15 protein-coding genes, 1 tRNA gene and 1 pseudogene are annotated in these 16,305 nt (G+C 55.4%); 8 read left to right on the forward strand and 9 right to left on the reverse strand.

Annotation, left to right across the window (positions count from 1 at the left end; translation table 11 throughout):
* Positions 1-10 precede the first annotated feature (10 nt).
* The 3 genes from OHL20_RS12530 to OHL20_RS12540 form a co-directional block, all read right to left on the reverse strand.
* On the reverse strand, positions 11-643 hold the full coding sequence (locus OHL20_RS12530) for a DUF3106 domain-containing protein (protein ID WP_263383514.1): 633 nt from the start codon (positions 641-643) through the stop codon (positions 11-13).
* A gap of 126 nt (positions 644-769) precedes the next feature.
* A complete protein-coding gene (locus OHL20_RS12535; protein ID WP_263383515.1) occupies positions 770-1,246 on the reverse strand; it encodes a hypothetical protein in 477 nt (158 codons plus the stop codon).
* An 89-nt stretch (positions 1,247-1,335) separates the two neighbouring features.
* Positions 1,336-2,118: an RNA polymerase sigma factor gene (locus tag OHL20_RS12540; RefSeq protein WP_263383516.1), complete on the reverse strand. Its 783-nt coding sequence runs from the start codon at positions 2,116-2,118 to the stop codon at positions 1,336-1,338.
* Positions 2,119-2,249: 131 nt separating this feature from the next.
* Between OHL20_RS12540 and OHL20_RS12545 the strand changes: the two genes are divergently transcribed.
* Positions 2,250-2,324 (forward strand) — tRNA-Val (locus OHL20_RS12545).
* Between the two features lie 159 nt (positions 2,325-2,483).
* On the opposite strand, the gene OHL20_RS12550 is transcribed toward OHL20_RS12545, so the two are convergent.
* A complete protein-coding gene (locus tag OHL20_RS12550; RefSeq protein ID WP_263383517.1) occupies positions 2,484-3,227 on the reverse strand; it encodes a tyrosine-type recombinase/integrase in 744 nt (247 codons plus the stop codon).
* 446 nt (positions 3,228-3,673) lie between these two features.
* Positions 3,674-4,024, reverse strand: coding sequence for a helix-turn-helix domain-containing protein (locus OHL20_RS25210; RefSeq protein ID WP_396272047.1), 351 nt, complete (start codon positions 4,022-4,024; stop codon positions 3,674-3,676).
* A gap of 1,320 nt (positions 4,025-5,344) precedes the next feature.
* On the opposite strand from OHL20_RS25210, the gene OHL20_RS12555 reads away from it, so the two are divergent.
* Together OHL20_RS12555 and OHL20_RS12560 are read left to right on the forward strand one after the other, a co-directional pair.
* Entirely contained in the window at positions 5,345-5,608 is a 264-nt protein-coding gene (locus tag OHL20_RS12555; RefSeq protein WP_263383518.1) for a phospholipase D-like domain-containing protein, read from the forward strand.
* A gap of 317 nt (positions 5,609-5,925) precedes the next feature.
* Positions 5,926-7,101 (forward strand): alpha/beta fold hydrolase, encoded by a 1,176-nt coding sequence (locus tag OHL20_RS12560; protein ID WP_263383519.1) that lies wholly within the window; start codon positions 5,926-5,928, stop codon positions 7,099-7,101.
* Between the two features lie 259 nt (positions 7,102-7,360).
* Here the strand turns inward: OHL20_RS12560 and OHL20_RS12565 are convergent, their stop codons facing one another.
* Positions 7,361-8,704, reverse strand: a complete 1,344-nt coding sequence (locus OHL20_RS12565) for a hypothetical protein (protein WP_263383520.1) — start codon at positions 8,702-8,704, stop codon at positions 7,361-7,363.
* Positions 8,705-8,786: 82 nt separating this feature from the next.
* Between OHL20_RS12565 and OHL20_RS12570 the strand changes: the two genes are divergently transcribed.
* Together OHL20_RS12570 and OHL20_RS12575 are read left to right on the forward strand one after the other, a co-directional pair.
* Complete coding sequence (locus OHL20_RS12570) at positions 8,787-8,930, forward strand: hypothetical protein (protein ID WP_263383521.1); 144 nt, start codon at positions 8,787-8,789, stop codon at positions 8,928-8,930.
* Positions 8,931-10,192: 1,262 nt separating this feature from the next.
* Positions 10,193-11,134 carry a hypothetical protein gene (locus OHL20_RS12575; protein WP_263383522.1) on the forward strand — a complete coding sequence of 314 codons (942 nt, stop codon included), beginning with the start codon at positions 10,193-10,195 and terminating at the stop codon, positions 11,132-11,134.
* A gap of 168 nt (positions 11,135-11,302) precedes the next feature.
* On the opposite strand, the pseudogene OHL20_RS25215 reads toward OHL20_RS12575, so the two are convergent.
* Both OHL20_RS25215 and OHL20_RS12580 read right to left on the reverse strand, forming a co-directional pair.
* Positions 11,303-12,060 (reverse strand): annotated as a pseudogene (locus OHL20_RS25215) (SOS response-associated peptidase).
* 18 nt (positions 12,061-12,078) lie between these two features.
* Positions 12,079-12,330, reverse strand: coding sequence for a hypothetical protein (locus OHL20_RS12580; RefSeq protein ID WP_263383523.1), 252 nt, complete (start codon positions 12,328-12,330; stop codon positions 12,079-12,081).
* Positions 12,331-12,418: 88 nt separating this feature from the next.
* Between OHL20_RS12580 and OHL20_RS12585 the strand changes: the two genes are divergently transcribed.
* The 3 genes from OHL20_RS12585 (at position 12,419) to OHL20_RS12595 (ending at position 15,268) form a co-directional block, all read left to right on the forward strand.
* On the forward strand, positions 12,419-12,844 hold the full coding sequence (locus OHL20_RS12585; protein WP_263383524.1) for a LexA family protein: 426 nt from the start codon (positions 12,419-12,421) through the stop codon (positions 12,842-12,844).
* Positions 12,845-12,848: 4 nt separating this feature from the next.
* Positions 12,849-14,120, forward strand: coding sequence for a Y-family DNA polymerase (locus OHL20_RS12590; RefSeq protein ID WP_263383525.1), 1,272 nt, complete (start codon positions 12,849-12,851; stop codon positions 14,118-14,120).
* A 362-nt stretch (positions 14,121-14,482) separates the two neighbouring features.
* Positions 14,483-15,268: a Crp/Fnr family transcriptional regulator gene (locus OHL20_RS12595; protein WP_263383526.1), complete on the forward strand. Its 786-nt coding sequence runs from the start codon at positions 14,483-14,485 to the stop codon at positions 15,266-15,268.
* A gap of 22 nt (positions 15,269-15,290) precedes the next feature.
* On the opposite strand, the gene OHL20_RS12600 is transcribed toward OHL20_RS12595, so the two are convergent.
* Positions 15,291-16,136, reverse strand: coding sequence for a response regulator (locus OHL20_RS12600; RefSeq protein ID WP_263383527.1), 846 nt, complete (start codon positions 16,134-16,136; stop codon positions 15,291-15,293).
* Positions 16,137-16,305: the final 169 nt, after the last annotated feature.

A 16,305-nucleotide genomic window follows, 5' to 3' on the forward strand; every position in this document is an offset into this window, starting at 1 on the left:
GGCTGGCGATCTATCGAATGTCGGGCGGTTCGTTGGTATGCTGTGTCGGGAGATAGGGTTCGACGGCGAGCAGGTTGCCGAGGGTGCCTCGCTCCTGATCAGAGAACTGTGAGCGCAGGCGGTCGGAGTTCAGCACGACCTGGCGCTGCGGCACGGGCATCTCGCGGATATCGCGGAAGGCGCGGGCGACGAGGCGGCGGCGATCGACGGGCAAATTGCTGAGCTGCTGCATGGCTCCACGAACCTGCTGACGCTGTTGCGGGCTCAGCTGCTCCATCTCTTCGGTGCGTTCGAGCAGGCGGCGGCGACGATCCAGCGGCATGTTGTTGAGCTGGATGAGGCGATCGCGCATGCGTTGCTGTGTCTGCGGGGGAAGGTCGCGGAAGCCGGGCTCACTCTCAAGTGCCTGCTGCTGCTGATTGAGAGGCAGATTGCTGTGGCGATCCATCCACTGGGCGAGGTGTTCCTGCTGGGCCCGTGGCTGACGGCCGTTCATCGCTGGAGGACGCTGACCGAAGTTGGGTCGCGATTGGCCGGGAGGCTCGGCGTGCGAAGTTGTACCGAAGATGAGGGCGCAAGTCAGCACGAGCGCGATGTGTCGCGGCGCGGGGCGAGCAAACCGGTATGGGGGAAAGAATGCCATGGTTTGGTGCTGCGTTCGTTCAGGACCGGCTTTATGAATGGTGAATCGTTGCCAAACCTACCCAGCTTACTTTGAGTGAAATCCTTTCACTAGAGGTATTTTGACTACCGTCTTTCATTGCTTGTATCAGGACCGTGGAGGGGATGAATCGTCTGGAGAGTCGTCGTCCTGAAAGAGCTGGTCCATCTGTTGAAGGGCTTGATCGTTTTTGTCGAGGATCTGCAGGTCACCTACGGTTGCGGAGACTGTTCTTTCTTCGTGCGAAGGTAGGTTAGAGAGACCAGCAAAGGTGCCGCCACCGACGAGAAGAATAAGGGCCATCGATCCTACGAGGGCCGGACGGAACTGTCGGCCGGTGTTGAAGAGCAGCCGGGATTTCATGCGCTCGAACCAGTTCTCCGGGGGATTCGCCTGCTCTTCGCGGAGACGGACGGCGAGCTTCTGATCGAAGTACGGCGACGGCTCAGGCGCTTCCCACGTGTCGAGCAGAGCAAAGGTTGATTGCAGGGAGACGAACTCCTGGTGGCAAGCGGTGCAGGAGTTCAGGTGAGACCGGGCTTCGACGCTGAAGGACGAGGTGGGGTCGAGGAGTAGATCGGGCATTGCGGATTGGCATTTCTGGCAGTTCATTGGGGTCCCATACCTTTCTTTTAGAGCGAACGCGTCGTGTGCGTGCTGTGCGCGTTTTGGTGTTAGACGAAGTCCTTGAGCTTCTCGCGCAGGGTTTGATAGGCGCGGAAGAGGAGTGATTTTGTAGCGGATTCGCTGAGTTTCAGAACGTCACCGATCTGGTGGTAGTCCATACCTTCGTACTTGTGCATGAGGACGGCCATTCGCTGGCGCTCGGGAAGGGCGAGGACATGCTGACGGATGGCATTAAGGCGTTCGCGGCGGAGCAGGTTGGACTCGGCACCGGGGGTCTTATCGGCGACGTCGGGTGTGGTGCCGGTCTCGGAGTCGGCTTCGTCGAGGTAAACCGTTGAGGCTGAACGCTCGTGGCGAGTATCGCGGGCATGGTTGACGCCGAGATTGGTCGCGATGCGGTAGAGCCAGGTGCTAAAACGGGCCTCGGCGCGATAGGTTTCGCGGGATCGGTAGACGCGGAGGAAGACCTCCTGGGCGAGCTCCTCGGCGACGGCCTGATTGTGGACCATGCGGTACATGAAATGGATGATCGGCTTGCGGTATTTCGCGATCAGATGGTCGAAACCGGCCATGTCGCCGGCCCGGAGAGCCAGCATGATGTCGGAATCTTCCATGTGAGCGAAGTCTCCCGAAGTTCGATGGAGCCCGGAGGCCGGCACATTTTCGAGGATGTTTGGGTGGATCGCCAGCGTAGCCATATCTTCTGAAACACCATCTTCGTCGCCATGTTGCGGCGATTCGGGGATTTCCGGTGAGTTCGTATCGTCGCTTGGAGATTGCGAACGGTCGTCGTCACGGGAGACACGAGGGATGGGAAGTGGTTCAGGCATTGCGCCTCACGATTGTACTTCGTGACCACGGCGAGAGGACAGGGCAGCGAGGGAAGGGTGTTGATAGGGGTATGCCGGATGGTATGCTTAGTCATCCCTCGCCGGGCTGTAATTTGCCTGCTGCGATCGTAGGGCGCATAACTCAGCGGTAGAGTGCCACCTTCACACGGTGGAAGTCGTAGGTTCGAATCCTGCTGCGCCCACCATAGAAGCAACAACATACAGAGAAAAACGAGAACGAACGAGGGCACCGAAAGGGCACTCTATGAATCTAGCAGGTTCAGGCAAACAAGCAAGGGCACATAAAAGAGGGCTCCCGGCACTTAGGAGCCCTCTGCTACATCGATTCTCTACGTCACGATGCTTTAGTGCATGAAGATTCCCGCTGAGTGGTTGAGAGCAAGACGCTTTGCCTCAACGGCCCCTTGTTGATATACGTCGAGGGTCATGCGACTAGATGCGTGCCGCATCAGCTCTTGAACAACCTTCACATCCTCCCCTTTCGACCCCATCATGGACGCGAAAGATCGCCTGAAGGTGTTCCAACCTACTCGCTTTTGGATGCCCGCCTTTTTCACTGCGGGAAGGATGTGATGGCTCATTACTGATTCCCCCCAGTAGGCGCGGATCCCGTCGGTGTAGGGAGATGCGAAAACCCAATCGTCATCTTGGTTATAGGCGGTCTCGCGACGCCAAGATTCAAGCGCTTCGGCCAACTGCGGCATGATTGGAATGCCCTTTCTAGACGCTTCCGTCTTCATGTTTGTAGTATCCATGCGAACGACTCCCCGCTTGAGCGAAAGCCAGCATCTATCCGTGTCAACGTCCATCCATTTCAAACCTCGAACTTCGGATCTACGGAGAGCTGTAGTCGAGGCTACAAGCACCATGAGCCGAAACGGTCCCGGATCGATCAGCGAAAGGATGACGGCAATCTCGTCGATAGTAAGGAGGTCGGGCGTGCTTCTTCGTTTGGAACTCTGACGTACCAAGCTGATCGGGTTGACCCCATTGGTAGGGCGGTACAACTCCCATCGAGCAGCATGCGAGAAGATGCAGGAGAGCTGGTTGCGGTACTTCGCTTTTGTGGCAGGAGCTAAATGCTTCATGGAGGATAGCCACTCCTCGACTGCCACAGGTTTGATGTCTACTAGCGCTATCTGCCTCCATTTAGGGACGATGACACGCTTGAAGTTGTCAAGATAGACCGCAATGGTGCTAGGTGATCTTCCGCTTTCAGGATTTCTCAATTCCTCACGTTGAAAGTGACCCCGTGCACCTCCTAGAGTCACTGGGCGGGCACCCTGGTTGTTGATCTGAGGTGCGTTGGCCATGGAGCGCAAATTCTCCGAAGCTCGGCGGGCCTCGGAAGGATTCTTGAACTGAGATACAGACCCGATGGTTTTCTTACGTTGAACACGGCTACCAGCAGCGTTCAGCTCTCTCCAACGGTAGACCCAGACATCAGGCCCTTTGGCGCGTTTAACACGTTCGATGGTTCCTTCTTGGTAGCGTTGGCGGGTGGAAGCGATAGGCATTGAATTCTCCGTATCGCTCAAGCGGGCTGGCAAGCTGAGTTTAGCTTATTTGTGACGTAAGTGTTCAAGTCTGATGCGCGAAACCGCCAGTGCTTTCCAAGCCGAAGTCCAGGAACCTCCTGGCACCGTGCCATCTTCACGAGGCTCTTGGCATGGATACCGAGGAGTAGAGCTGCGTGAGCTGGCTTTAGAAGTGGCTCGAACTGAATTGAGGAGCCCATCACGTAGGCGGGCACGTGTCGCGATCTTTCACTGGTGGTAGCAACGGAGGATGAAACTTCTGTTGGACGCGGTGTTGGCGATGTTATTGGTGTGTCTCGGAGGATGCTCACAGAACTATTCTGACTACCTTCGTTCAGGGTGAACATCAGTGATAGCACTGAGATGAGTGGTTAGTTGACTCCCGCGTCTTCTTCATGGCGCACAAACCTGTCGCTGCCAACTTCTACATTGTTGTAGCGGCAGACCTGCAAGTATTTGCCTTCCAGTCAGAATCGGCTTTGTTCAGGGAGTCTACCGGCGGCCAAGAACGATCGGATCCGAGAGGGTTATAGCGCGGTCATGGAACCGCCGGCGCTGGTCGCATCGCGAACTCGAACGTCAGATCAAGAAGTCAGCATTTGGACGGACAATGCTGTCAGATCTGAAACTCGCAACAGTGTCGCGAGTTTTGCAACAAACCGCGGTCGGCGTCTTCAAGGATAGCTACATGCTGGACTTTCTCGATCTACCCGAAGCCCACAGTGAGGCGGACCTCAAACCGCCCTCCTCCTGAATCCGGTTGGGCCTGACTCTTCAGTGTCTTCGATCACGAGCGCCATGTACGGCTCGTGTTCGATCTTGAGGTAGAGGCTGGGAGTGGTTCCTCCGCTTTGAATGGCTGTGCTGTGTTTGCTCACAAACACGCCCTGGCCCTGGCCCACGCCAGCAGGGGCGGCAAGTGCAAGAGGTGGGGTGCCCCACCCTTGGAGAGGAGGCGTTAGCCGGAACGAAAACGGCGGAGCGAAGCGGAGGTCTGCACAAACGAAGTGCGGAAGATTGGGGTGCCTCTTGCGGGCGCCAGGGACGGAGTCCCTCAGGAAGGTTTGGCTACGTCTTTGCGCAGAGGCGCGGGAACTGCTCTCTGCTGTTGCGGTTGTCTGTTCTCGGGGTGTTGCGGGGTGTCCCCGCTGAGGTGGGTGCCGGAAGACGGCGGCTTCATGGCCGGCTGCAGGCAGGGAGGAGCTTTCCTCCCTCATGACTGCTTGGTATTTCTTGCGTCGTGTCGATTCAGGTAAAGGTCGTTAGGAAGGAATGCCCGATTTGGAATGTTGGAAATCGACTTGCTGTTCAGAATCTTCCAAGAAGCTTGCTTCGCTCCGTACACTTAGCCTTATGCTGTCTCGACCGTTTGCTTCGTGTGTGTGCTCCTTGTTGTTTGTACTCTATCCACTGTTGTCAGCGTCCGGTCAAAGTGCCTTCCCTACCTGCACGGAGTCATCGCTCGCTCGTATCCTCTACGCTCCGGAATCGAACCTTGAGCGCTGTGAGCTTGAGATATTGAGGATCGCAAAGGTTTCGGTCGACGTGGCCATGTACAGCTTCACGGATCGTGAGCTTGCGGAGGAATTAGTTAAGCTGGCGCAGTCAGGAGTGAAGGTAAGGTTTACCGAGATTCGCGTGAATTCAGCGAGGAGAATCAACGCGGTTTGTTGACGACAGCAATGCTGCTGGCGGACGGAGTGGTTGTTCGGGTCAAAAGCTCTCGCGATCTAATGCATTTCAAAAGCTATGTAATTGATGGAGCGCTTCTGCGTACAGGATCGGCCAACTGGTCACCGACTGGACTCAAGCGACAGGACAACGATGTGCACTATGAAGTCGACTCAGCCCTCGCAGCTCAGTTTGAGTTGAAGTTCGAATCCATGTGGAATCGAGCGTCGAATGCAACTCCAGCATCAGCCATGCCCTAGATTTCATATTAGCTAACAATCACAGAGTGCATACAAGAAGCTGTCCCCCAGCACGGTCAACCTCGTCCACACCTTCGCCAAACCTAAATGAGTGCATTGGCCTGATTATCACCAATTGAGCTTTCGCTTATCACTTATCGGTAAGCATAAGCCGGCCGATTATTACGACCGTCATTGTTAGCGAATGCCCAGCAGGATGAACATGGGCCCGGTACGATGACAGGAGGATAGCGTTTCAGGAACAACTTCTTGATTCTCTGTTCGACCAAAATCCAAGCCCGGGCAGATCCTTTCTGAAAAATCACTCCTCGATCCCGTTGTTCGTTCTTGTGTGCCTCGGTATTATTCCCGCTGCGGCCCACGCTCAGACCACGCAGCCTTCAGCCTCCGCACAAGTCCCTGTTCAGGCAGCGACGCCCCTGACTCGGGATATAGTCGCTGGCTACATCGCGGACAATCAGCGCATCACCGCACCGAACGGTATTGAGGAGAGTGTTCCTGTAAAAATAAACGGCATAACGCAATGGCTGTTGATCCGGGGCAGCGACAAGCGAAATCCCGTGTTGCTCTACCTCCATGGTGGTCCTGGGACCCCGTTCATGCCATTGGCTTGGACAGTAGAAAAGCCCTGGGAAGATTTCTTTACCGTCGTGCAGTGGGATCAGCGAGGCGCGGGAAAGACCTACGCGGCAGACGACCCAAACCTCGTCGCTCCAACGATGACCATCCCGCAGATGATGAGCGACACGGCAGAGGTCGTCCGCTACCTCCGCGAACACCTGCACAAGCGAAAGATCGTCGTCGTCGGTCACTCTTGGGGAAGTATTTTGGGCGTAGCACTCGCGCAGCATCACCCCGAGTGGTTGTACGCCTACGTGGGAGTCGGCCAGTATGTGAACTCGCAACGCAATGAGGAGGCGGGGTACAAGTTTGCCTTGGATCAGGCACGTCTCAGCAAGAACACCCAGGCCGAGCGGGAGCTCCTTGCTATTGCGCCTTACCCAGGTGATCTCGATCATCTCGGCTTCGACAAGATCGGCGTGCAGCGTAAATGGCTCACCTCCTTCGGAGGGATTGTGTACGGACGCCACAACCAGTCCTTTGAAGACGGTGTGAGCACGCTTTCGCCCGCCTATAGTCAGCATGACCTTGACGCAGCGGACGAGGGCACAATGTTCTCGGTCACGCATCTTCTTCGGCCTCTGCTGCACGTTGACTACATGTCAACGACGAATTTCAAATGCCCGGTGTTTGTCTTCGAAGGCCGCCACGACTACGCCACCTCTCATGATCTTGCGTACCAATGGTTCACGAACGTCATGGCTCCAAGCAAAGATTTCGTGTGGTTTGAGAACTCAGGGCATCTTGTTCCGGAGGAGGAGCCGGGGCGTTTTCTGTACCACTTGGTGCACGATGTAAGGCCACTGGCAATCAAGGAGGGGGACGCTCCACCTGATGATCTCAAACCGCTCACCCAGTCCGGTTCGAATTGATGAGCTTCCGCTTGTCATTGCCTCTTTCCGGAAAGGTTGGGGAGGACTCCTCGCAAGTCCTGACAAACGCGTCTATTGCCAGGATCGGTTCTGGATTCGTACCAAATCGCCAAAGTGCTCAGCGAGCGGGTTCTTACCTCGGAACGTGCATCGGCCTGTTCACACCAATCGAGACTTTACTCGACCGTGACGGCGATTTAGCGATTGCCTGACTTGGACTTTGCCGCGATTCAAGTTCTCGATGATCGCCGAGGAAACTTCACTTGCCCGTTACTACGGCATCATAAGCGCTCTTCAGACTTGGATCGCTCAGGCCGACTGCATTTAGCCGCCTCGTGATTCGGCTGCGCACGACTCCTGAGTCAGGGAAGGACTTATCCGTCCAGAAGCGCTGCGCAGAATCAAAGTAACCGGCATCCCTCAGGAACCACGCTCCGTACATCTGGGCGTCGCCGAACGTATCGTCTATCTCGCTTGTCTTAAACGATCCATCCTGCTGTAGCGATTGCGACAGGCTCCAATCGAGCATCTGCTGTATCTCGCCTCGAACGCTCGCGCGCGTCGCTCCATCGAGCAACGGCCACGCGTAGCGGAATACGATCACAAGATCCCAGTTGAGGTGATTTTCGTAATGGCCGCTTATGCGCGGTCCAGCCGGAAAGTCCAGCTTTTCAAGCTCTACGAGTCGCCGTGCGATCCGGTCGAGATGCTGCACCTGCCCGTGAAGATCACTGATGACATGGAAGGTGATCCCGGTATCGTCCATTTTCCAGACGCGGCCATTGCGGTCTATCACCCATTGTCCCCAGCACCCGGTCTCAGGATTCTGCCACTTATCGACAAACAGGCGCATGGCATCCTTCAGGCGTGGATCGAAGCTGTAGCCGGTTTGCTTATGGCCGTAGAGCAGTCGCATGATCGCTGACGCGGTTTCGTCGAGTTCTTCGCGCTTGAAGTCACCAGTTCGCGTGAAGTCATCGTAGAGAGCCGAATCAAGCTGCGCATTGAGCTTTTCAGTCGAGTTGATGCGATCCAGAATGCGCAGCGGGTACTTCGGAACTTTGTCGCTCGTGAGCCCGTCCTCAACCGTGTAGTAGAACCGCAGATACCAAACACTTGAGTCGATTCCCAGGCCCCAACTGCCGTCTTCTTGCTGCTGTTGCGCAGCCTGAGCCTGCAAGCCGGGCTGGCTCAAGCTTCGGCGCATATCGTCGATCCGCGAGAGGGTCGTGGGCACGTCCGACGTGAAGTTCATCCGCCATCGGATCTCTCTGTAAAGGTGCATGGAGTACTGCATGTTTTCACCGACAGCAAGGTGCCGGTCGAGTTCGTGAATCAGCGGACGAAGTTTTGGGTTTAGTTTCTTGAGTCGCTTTTCTCGAGCAATATGCAGAGCGGCAAAATCCCAGTAGAAGCGGGCAGCGCGCCATTGGGCCTTCCATTCCGATTTGGCCGTGTTAGCGGGCGGCGTGAGAATTCCCGCGTGGTAGATGCGGTACGCAATCATTCCTCGGTACGCGTCTTCTCGGCATTCCCAGAAGACAACTCCAAATGCGAGCAAAAGCGTGATTGAAATGAACCCGAGTCGTGCGAACCGGCTCATACGAAACTCCCAATCCACTCTACTCCAAAAGTTTTTGAGGAACCGGCTGCGACGGCGACTGCTCAATGCGCTTGAGAACCTGATGAGCGTGAAGCCCTTCTCAGAAACAATCACAATGAGTGACATTATGGAGTGGACCGTCAAAAGTAATAGCGGGCCGCGCCGCATGGTCCCCTTTGTTGAAGTAGGCGACCGACTTTATTCCACTTACGTCACCGCCATCTGAGCTTTACTGCGAAAGCAACTTTATAGAGAGCGTTCTTCTCAGCAGGGCACAGCAGACCACAGGTTCGTTTCCATCCCGGCATTTGATGGACAGTCCTCCACGGTTGTCCCACGCCGTCTGTTTAGTTCTACAGCTATTGTCAATGCCGCGCGACCCGCCCGAGATTCGACCTAGCACCCAGTTGAGGTAAGGATGCTCCTCAGGACTAATGCTCGAAGTATGTCGGTCTTTGCTCGATGAGTGCATCGGCCTGTTATCGCCATTCGATGGCCAGTCTTATTTCGCTCAAGAGGCGATTTCATTATTGTTTTGAGGCCGGTCGGCGCAAGGATCTGATAGCAGACGCGGTGCGCAAACTCACCGTCCCGACATATCGGCTTGATGAGAGCCGATCGCCCACTTGCGACATCCGTAGTGAACGTGAACGAGAGGTGCGGGACAGAGTGACCGCTTGGAACCCCGATGCCGCTGCACACAAACATGCGTTGCGAAAGTACGTTTCCACGAGACTATGTTTTTCATTGACGGAAGAGATCGATGATCGTAGTCTGTCCGCTTGACTAAATGTCAGACGGCCGGAACGTTTTCAATTCATAACGTTCCTGGACTCACCGTTCAAAACGGCCAGAGTTCCTCGGGAGGTGCTGCATCACAGGGGGTTTGGCCTAAATGAAGGGATGCGCGACGTTCTTCTTAGTAATTTTGGCCCTCGGATTGATAGTCAGTCTAGGACAGGCTACATGGCCCGTTTGCTTACCGGTTCTCGTTTCGGTCGTCGCTTGGATATTCACTTCAAATTCGGAAAATTTGGCGAGCAAGGCAGTCCATGATGTGCTCGGCCCAACCTCGGTGGGACTGCTTCTAGTCTGTGCTTTGCTTCTCTTCTTCAACAGCGCAACCCCGTCGCAGAACACGATAAGCAGCCTAGAACGGGCCCTTGTCTATGTTGACAATCACGTTCCGCCCGTAGTCAAGCTCACGACATTACGCTTCGTAGCGGCAGTCATATTCCTGACCGTAATGGCTTATCTTCGCCCAAGACAGAAACCAGTCTCGCACTTTTTCTTGGCCAAAAAGTGGGTAGGAAGAACTCTTTCCGTCCTGAGTGTCGCCACCACATTCACTTCTTCACCAACGTGGCGGTCGTCCAGCCTAGGGCTCCCGATATCTACAATAAAATCGAGGCGGTCTATCGCAGCTCGAGGAATAAGCAAGCGAAGAGCGTAGCCAACTACCTCGCTGCCAAGGCAGTCGAGCGCGCAATGTCGAATCTTCAGAACCCCCAATTGATCTATGTGAAAGATCTGATAAGTAACGTCGCAAATGTCTCTACCATGGACATAGCCGGGAAGAAGGTTCTGTCTCAATACACAGCCTTGCAACTACATCCAGGCGCTGGAGGAAAGGACATGCTGATTGCCGTCTCACCTCTCCCTCACCCCGATGCGCTTAGCCTCCTCGACCGTCAATTGGAAAATGAAAAAATAGCCGGGAGCTTTGCAGAAGAAGCGCTCAAAACTGCGAAGGAAAGTGTCAGTTTCGGCAATGGCATCTTGACAGAGTTGGGCTGGTCCTTCGTAGAAAGCCTCGTCAACGAACAAGGCGCCGAATTACTACGCTTGACCAAGCCTTTCATTGACAAAGTCCTCGACAAGTACATCGACAGCTATACCGAGCCGATTATCGAGCAGCAGGCCGAAAAAGTACAAAGCTTCTTCCGCCACCCTGAAGCTGAGTCAGCCGCACAGGACTTGGCGCGCCTGGATACCCGATCGGCATTAGCACGGATGAGCGCAGACGAGACGAAAAAGGCCCAGGCTGCAGCCCATCAGGCGCTCGAGTCCGCACAGAAGGCCAAGATAGAAATTAGCGCAGGCAGCGAGGATCAAGGCGTAGCAGATCTTATCAACGCAGAACAAGCATCCACAGATGCCCAAACATCGGCAAATTTCGCCAGAGACGCTTCTAGTTCCTTGAAGGATGCCGCAGAAGCATCCGGCTCAGTATCCCATCAGGTACAGATCGCAGCGTCCGTAGCTGGAGCTACGGACGCCGGGGCTTCCTTGCGAGCAGCGGCTCAGGTCGAAGAGGCCATTAAGACCACGAAGGCGGCAGCTGAAATTGTAGAGGATGCACGTGCAGCCAGAAATGCGGCAGAGGCCGCGGAGGCTGCAAAGGCGATCTTACGGGCGATTCCAAAATAGGCGGCGATCAGTACACGCCAATATAAAAATCTGGGTTCGCATGGACGAGTCGTCCTACCGCCCATATCTTAGCTAACCCAGCAATCACGAGCCGCTTGCATCCTCAGTTGACGCTAAATCGCAAATTCACTCATTGAGCGCATCGTCTTTCTTCGCGCTGCTGCGCCATCAACGCAACGATGCGTTACGGACTTTGTGGCAGCATTCCTTCGGAAGTAGAAGTAGGAGCCTCTTTCCTCTAACGCTCGATTCCCATGTTGTTAGAGGCTGTCGAAGGGAGTGGCCTCTTTTGCCGTGACTGCGGTTCCTGGATCGACACGTTGCGGACATGGCTTCAACGTTGAAAGGCCTTAGAAGATCGATTGGAACCCGGGCTCCGGTAAGCCATCGTGCGTACTCACTCGGTTTGAGGATTACGGGCATTCGATTGTGGTACTGCTCCAGCAGGGAATTTGGGTCGGTCGTGATGATGGTGAAGCTGTGCAGCTCGGTCTTGTCGATTGGGTTCGTCCAGCCGCTCCATAGACCGGCGAAGGCAAACGGAACGCCTCCTCCGACTAGAAACTCGTACTTGGGATTGCCCTTCTTGGCGATATGCTTCCACTCGAAAAACGAATCTGCAGGTATCAAGCAGCGTTTGGCCTCAAGAGAATGCCGCCACATGGGAGCTTTTTCGATGCCTTCGGCTCGTGCATTGAACGTGGTGGGCGGGAATTTATCCCTTTGTGAAAGAAAGGAACGAAGCCCCATCGAGCAAGTTCCATCAATGGAGCGCCTTCTTCGTCTGCTCGGATGATCGGTTGGAAGGTCGTAGGCCGGATGTCATCGTTTGGAGCAAGCATCAGCGAGTCGATGCTGGACCCGTTTACATGGAACGCTTCGGCAATCTGTTGCTTATCTGACTTGCGGCGGTAGCGACCACACATAGCGATCTCCTCCAATCTTTAGAGTTCGTTGCACGCATGGCACGAAAGGCAATGCTGGGCGAAAGCATCCCACTCCTCGATCCCAGCGAACGCATCGTTCTCATAATGCACGAAGTCCTCTGGACGAATGAACTCAAATGAATCGGGGTGAGCGTCAGCGAACGCTTTCAAGAGGATCATGCCTTGTGGACAAGCGGGCAAGGGGAAATCCTCAAGAGGGATGGGCTGCCACTGCGCCTCGAACTCTGCCTGCGTCACTTCGGCCTTCATCGCTCTCCCTCCTCCCCAAAGAAGCCACCCAATTATCTTACTTCGCTTTTCCTTCGCCTTCAATGCTATACCTGTGGTGAGGGTACGAATGAGCCTGGAACTGGTGGATTGGGCCGCAGATTGGCCGATGGTGCTGCCGTACTTCGATGGAACCGTGCCTGCGGGGTTCCCAAGCCCGGCAGAAGACTATCTGGGAACGCCGCTCGATCTTCACGACTTCCTGATTGAGAACAAAGCAGCTACGTTCCTCATGCGCGTCGATGGCGACTCGATGAAGGACGCTGGGATACTCGACGGTGATCTCCTGGTCGTGGATCGGGCGGCACATCCTGAGAACGGCTGCGTGGTCATCGTCGCCCTCATTGGGGAGTACACGGTGAAACGCTTGCGTTGTGGACGGGACTGCGTTTGGCTCGAACCGGCGAATCCTCTCTACAAAGCTGTCCGTGTTTCCCTGGGTGAGGATCTGCACGTCTTCGGCGTTGTCAAACACGCTATTCACACCCTGCGCTAACCCGATGGACGAAGTCTTCGGCCTCATTGACTGCAACAACTTCTATGTCTCCTGCGAGCGCGTTTTCCGGCCCGATCTCGAAGGCAACCCGGTCATTGTGCTCTCGAATAATGATGGAAATGCGAGCAGGCGCAGTAATGAAATAAAGCCGTGGATTGCGATGGGAGACCCGGCTTTCAAGATTCGGGACATCATCAAGCGCGAGAATGTTACCGTGTTTAGCTCAAATTATGCGCTTTACGGCAGTTTGTCGGCCAAAGTCTCGTCCGTTTTGCTCTCCATGGTGCCGACGATTGAGAACTATTCGATTGATGAAAGCTTCCTGAACCTGGGCGAGTTCCGCGAAAGGGAAGTGGAGCCTCTTGCGCGGGAGCTGCGCGAGCGCGTCCAACGCTGGGTTGGTATTCCAACCTGTGTCGGCATCGCTCCGACGAAGACGCTGGCGAAGGTGGCCAATTTCCTTGCGAAGAAACGTCCGCAGTATCGCGGCGTCTGCGATCTGCGTTCCAGTCAGGTGCGGGCTGATCTGCTTTCAACCGTGCCGGTCGCTGAGGTCTGGGGGATCGGCGCGGCGTCGGCGGCGAAGCTCGCCAAGATCGGAGTCCAGACGGCCGCCGATCTCGCCGCACTCGACCCGGACAATGCGCGGGCTTTGATGACGGTGACCGGGGGCCGCACGGTCTATGAGTTGCGCGGGATCTCCTGCCTGCCGCTGGAGCTGATGGAGCCGACCAGGAAGGGAATTGCCGTTACGCGCAGCTTCGGAGCTCCGGTCACGTCCTGGCCGCAGATGCGCGAGGCCATCGCAAGCTACGCGACACGGGCGGCGGAGAAGATGCGCCGGTACAAGGTCGCCGCTGAAAACATCTTCGTCTTCATGCACACCAACACCTTCAACAATGATCCGTTTTACTCGAATGGAGCTTCGGCACGATTGACCGAGACGACCAACGACACCGGGGAAGTGGTCGCCCTGGCCGTGCGCCTGGGTGAACGGCTCTGGCGCGACGGCTTCCGCTATTCGAAATGCGGCGTGATGATTACGGAACTGATGCCTGAAACCATCCGGCAACCGGCCCTCTGGTGCGAACTGGACCGCGAGAAGAGAGAGCGGGCCTGGAGAGCCATGGACAAGCTCAACGCGACCCTCGGGCGCGATACCGTCCGCATCCTCGGTGCCGGTCCCAAGAATGCGGCCTGGAGGCTCAGGGCGGAGCATCGCTCGCCTCGGTGGACGACCCGATGGGATGAACTGCCGAGAGTTCGGGCAAATTAATAAACGGATAAACGTATATCCATTTATCCGTATGGCCCGGTAAAGGGTTAGCTGGCTGGTCGCGGACAGAAGCAAAGTGGTTTTGGGCCTAACGCAGTCGTATGGACGAGCAAATATGCTTGTCTTCTTCCTTTTGAGGCCCTGATTCGATCAAGCTTGATGCAATTGTTGCGAGGCAGGATAGGCAAATCAGATCTTGTGAACCGTCTTGCTTGCGTCGGGTAAGAGGTTTCGCAGGCGCTAGAGTGGACATGGCTGAAGTCCTCCGGAGCGGAGTGTACTTCCTCCCTCACCCACTTACTGGTCCTTTCTATACACATTCAATGAGATTGAACAATGTAAGCTATGTGGATTAGACGACATTGCCCGCTTTCTTCGACCATCGAGGTGCCTGCATGAAACCTTCAGCAACGGTCGCCTTCGATCCGGCAGTCTTTTTAGCCACAGCAGGTCTTGGTCGGCGAATCGTAGAAATACCAACAGCAGGGGTCTTCTTCTCTCAGGGAGATTCTGCGAACCACGTTTTCTACATACAGACAGGCCGCGCGAAATTGACGGTGGTCTCTGGAGCTGGCAAAGAGGCCACCATCACGCTTCTATCTGCTGGCGACTTCGTTGGCGAAGAGTCTGTGGCCGCCATCATCGGGCGTCACATGGCAACCGCTAGCGCCGTGACCATGTGCAGCGTTCTCAAAATTAGCAGAGATGAGATGCTGCGCGTCATGCATGACGAGAATGCTTTTTCAGATATGTTCCTCTCCTTTCTGGTCTCCCGCAGTATGCGGATTCAAGCCGATTTAGTGGATCAGCTCTTCAATTCGAGCGAGAGGCGTTTAGCCCGGATCTTGCTGCTGATGGCGGAATTCGGACAACCTGGCGAACCCGAGAAGTTGATTCCGAGGATTTCGCAGGAGACGCTAGCCGACATGATCGGAACCACTCGATCACGCGTCAGTTTCTTCATGAACCGTTTTCGGAGCCTAGGCTTCATCGAGTACAACGGCAGAATCCACGTACACAAGTCTTTGCTGAACGTGGTTCTTCATGACCAGAAGTTCGAGCACAATGCAGCCCTCCTTAGCAATGACAACGAGAAGAGAATCAAGGGCAGGAAAGCGCCTAGAAAATCGACGGCGTCTGAAGCCTAGACGGAAGTCTCTAGGCAGTGATTCACGCTAGAACTGGCTCAGCGTCGATCTTTGATTCCGCAACGTAGCCTGTCATGGCCTGGGCGAGCTGGGAGTCGACTTCATCCGCGATAGCCATCACTGCCACCAGAACCAAGCTGAAATTCACGCGATGGAGATTATTCTGCAACGTTTGGAAGATGCTGACCTGCAACATGCGCGATTCTTCAACCATCATTGCGGCGGTATAGCCCTGTTCCCTCCGCAATAATCCATGCTCCGCAGCGGCAGGGGAGACCTGCGCGCGGCTGCCCAAAGCAAGGGGGTTTCGCAGTCGGAAGACCAAATCGGCGAAGAGTTGCGGCAAATGAGCTGTCCGTGTGGCTCTATCCAGGTCGATTGAAAGAACGTGCCGATCAGCGTCAACGCGGGTCAGCCAGTCCTCAATTGTTGATGGTGTCTCTTCTTCCAGAATCGTCGCGATGCTCGTCATGACGCGGGTGGAACCTGGCCCACTCTTCAATTTCTCCCGAATCAATGCCACGAGGTTACCTACCGCAGCAGGTTTTACAAGGATGTCGTCGGTTTGCGCCAAAATTGCCGCTGCGGCCGCCTTCATTTCGGGATGAGCGCTGAAAATGATGGTCACGGCCTTGGGATTTGCGTGGCGCATCGCACTGACCACCGTCAGACCATCACCATTGTTAGGCATGTGCAGATCACTGACCAGAACATCAAATGTTTCAGAGCCGATGAGCTTGATCGCCTCGTTGACATTCTCGGCGCATCGCACTTCGAAGTTGCCGTGCTCAAGAATCAGGCTGACTGTCTGACGCAACATGGGATCGTCGTCGACAAGGAGCAATCGTGTTTTAGCCTTCCCGGTCATCGCATCTCCTCTGAGGCACCTGTGCCAACCTCAAGCTTGTCAGAGTGAGATCAAGTATGTTGCCCAAAATTGCACACCTTGCGATCAGCGCAATCGGCCCCCTAAGAGCACCCCAAGACCTAAACGGTTTCTACCGGAGATCCGCTTGCGCCATCCCTGGGAGCGTATC

The organism is Granulicella arctica (genome assembly GCF_025685605.1).
In the GTDB taxonomy this organism is placed as follows: domain Bacteria; phylum Acidobacteriota; class Terriglobia; order Terriglobales; family Acidobacteriaceae; genus Edaphobacter; species Edaphobacter arcticus.

Excerpts from the sequence above, each read along its gene's own strand:
- OHL20_RS12585 (WP_263383524.1), top strand. The coding sequence starts at position 12,419 with ATGAGCCTGGAACTGGTGGATTGGGCCGCAGATTGGCCGATGGTGCTG.
- OHL20_RS12540 (WP_263383516.1), bottom strand. The coding sequence starts at position 2,118 with ATGCCTGAACCACTTCCCATCCCTCGTGTCTCCCGTGACGACGACCGT.
- OHL20_RS12565 (WP_263383520.1), bottom strand. The coding sequence starts at position 8,704 with ATGAGCCGGTTCGCACGACTCGGGTTCATTTCAATCACGCTTTTGCTC.
- OHL20_RS12535 (WP_263383515.1), bottom strand. The coding sequence starts at position 1,246 with ATGCCCGATCTACTCCTCGACCCCACCTCGTCCTTCAGCGTCGAAGCC.
- OHL20_RS12550 (WP_263383517.1), bottom strand. The coding sequence starts at position 3,227 with ATGAAGCATTTAGCTCCTGCCACAAAAGCGAAGTACCGCAACCAGCTC.
- OHL20_RS12580 (WP_263383523.1), bottom strand. The coding sequence starts at position 12,330 with ATGAAGGCCGAAGTGACGCAGGCAGAGTTCGAGGCGCAGTGGCAGCCC.
- OHL20_RS12590 (WP_263383525.1), top strand. The coding sequence starts at position 12,849 with ATGGACGAAGTCTTCGGCCTCATTGACTGCAACAACTTCTATGTCTCC.
- OHL20_RS12600 (WP_263383527.1), bottom strand. The coding sequence starts at position 16,136 with ATGACCGGGAAGGCTAAAACACGATTGCTCCTTGTCGACGACGATCCC.
- OHL20_RS25210 (WP_396272047.1), bottom strand. The coding sequence starts at position 4,024 with ATGTTCACCCTGAACGAAGGTAGTCAGAATAGTTCTGTGAGCATCCTC.
- OHL20_RS12575 (WP_263383522.1), top strand. The coding sequence starts at position 10,193 with ATGTCGAATCTTCAGAACCCCCAATTGATCTATGTGAAAGATCTGATA.
- OHL20_RS12530 (WP_263383514.1), bottom strand. The coding sequence starts at position 643 with ATGGCATTCTTTCCCCCATACCGGTTTGCTCGCCCCGCGCCGCGACAC.
- OHL20_RS12570 (WP_263383521.1), top strand. The coding sequence starts at position 8,787 with ATGAGCGTGAAGCCCTTCTCAGAAACAATCACAATGAGTGACATTATG.